This window comes from Actinomadura sp. WAC 06369, from assembly GCF_003947565.1.
Classification (GTDB): Bacteria; Actinomycetota; Actinomycetes; order Streptosporangiales; family Streptosporangiaceae; genus Spirillospora; species Spirillospora rifamycini.
In genome coordinates this window covers 1-1,508 of the sequence record NZ_QHJN01000364.1, presented here as the reverse complement: position 1 = coordinate 1,508, position 1,508 = coordinate 1, and the positions used below count along the sequence as shown (strand labels likewise).

2 protein-coding genes are annotated in these 1,508 nt (G+C 77.5%); one reads left to right on the top strand and one right to left on the bottom strand.

Annotation, left to right across the window (positions count from 1 at the left end):
* Nucleotides 1–204 precede the first annotated feature (204 nt).
* The gene (locus DMH08_RS39450) at nt 205–543 is read left to right on the top strand and encodes a hypothetical protein (protein ID WP_125621398.1); all 339 of its coding nucleotides are present in this window, start codon (nt 205–207) and stop codon (nt 541–543) included.
* Between the two features lie 183 nt (nt 544–726).
* Here the strand turns inward: DMH08_RS39450 and DMH08_RS39445 are convergent, their stop codons facing one another.
* Nucleotides 727–1,416, bottom strand: a complete 690-nt coding sequence (locus DMH08_RS39445) for a LysE family translocator (RefSeq protein WP_125621395.1) — start codon at nt 1,414–1,416, stop codon at nt 727–729.
* Nucleotides 1,417–1,508: the final 92 nt, after the last annotated feature.

The following is a 1,508-nucleotide window of genomic DNA, read 5'->3' as shown; positions in this document are numbered from 1 at the left end:
GGCCTGGACCACGGGTTCCTGGGGTGGGGGGCGTTCGCGCGGCGCCCGGCGGAGGTGATCGCCGAGATCGGTGCGGCCGTCCGCACCGCCCTGGCCTGACGCGCCCCCCCGGGCGGGGGCGGTGCGTCCGTGCGCTTGGGCACCGGTTTTAGGTGGGTTGACGTGGGCATTCACTGAAAAGACCGGACGGTGGGGGGAGGTTTCGTGCAGAGGACGCATCGGCTGCGGATGGTGCGGGTCGCCGAATCCGGCTTCGAGGAGTGGGCGTGCCCGGTGTGCGGGCGGCGGATGCTGCTGCGGTGGCCGCCCGACTGCCGCAAGGAGGTCGTCGACCGGGGCGACGAGGGGGCGTGCCACGTCGCCGACCGCGACCCGGGCGCCGCGGACGGCCCGGTGGACGGCCCGGTGGAGGGCTCCGCGGAGAGCGCGGTCGCGCGGCGGGAGCCTTCGCGGGCCGGTGTCGCGGTGGCCTCGCGGCGGCGGCTGCGCGAGACCGGGGTGCGGTTCCCCGTGGGCGAGGAGGCGGCGCCCGGCCCCCGCTGACGGCGCGGCCCCGCCGCCGGTCGTCCGGCTCTGCGTCTTCCGCCGTGGTCCGCCTTCCGCCGTGGTCCGCCTTCCGCCGTGGTCCGCCTTCCGCCGTGGTCCGCCTTCCGCCGTGGTCCGCCTTCCGCCGTGGTCCGCCTTCCGCCGTGGTCCGCCTTTCCGTTGGTGCGGGTCGGCGGGGTGTCAGCGGGTGTCGGCCGCCAAGCGGATGCCGAGGCCGACCAGGACGACGCCGGACAGCTGGTCGAGGCGTCGGCGGACGGCCGGGCGGTCCAGGGTCCGGCGGGCGGCGGCGACCAGCCACACGATCACGGTGTACCAGGCGAGGTCGATGAGCGCCCATAGTGCCGACAGGAGCACCAGCGCGGCGGGGACGGACCAGCCGGAAGGGACGAACTGGGGCAGGAACGACACGGCGAAGACCCCGGCCTTGGGGTTGGCGGCGTTGGTGATCAGCCCGTTGCGGTAGTCGCCCCACCAGGTGCGTCCGCCGCCCGCGAGGACGCCGCGTCCCGCGCCGGATCCGTCCGCGCCGGGGGCTCTCGGGGCGAGGGGGTCGGCCGGTCGGCCGGCGCGGCGCCGGGCCTGCCACAGGGCGCGGACGCCGAACCACACCAGGACGGCGGCGCCCGCGACGCGCAGGCCGTCGTAGGCGAGGCGGGACGCGGCCAGCAGCGCGGTGAGGCCCGCCGCGGCGGCCAGTCCCCAGGCGAGCACGCCGGTCTCGTTGCCGAGGACGGCGGCGAGCCCGGCGCGGCGCCCGGACAGCATCGACGTCCGCATGATCACCACGGTGCTGGGTCCGGGCGCCATCGCGATGAGCACGGCGGCGCCGGTGAAGGCGAGGAGGGTTTCGGGGAGGGGTTGCGGCATGCGTTCATGCTGCCCGCCGCGCCCGCCCCCGGCAACGGGCCCCGGCGCGGGTCGAGCGCGCGCCGGGGGGGCGTCCGGGGTCCGGTCAGGTG

What these genes read in the sequence shown, in the direction of transcription:
- DMH08_RS39445 (WP_125621395.1), bottom strand. Translation starts at nt 1,416, where the DNA reads ATGCCGCAACCCCTCCCCGAAACCCTCCTCGCCTTCACCGGCGCCGCC.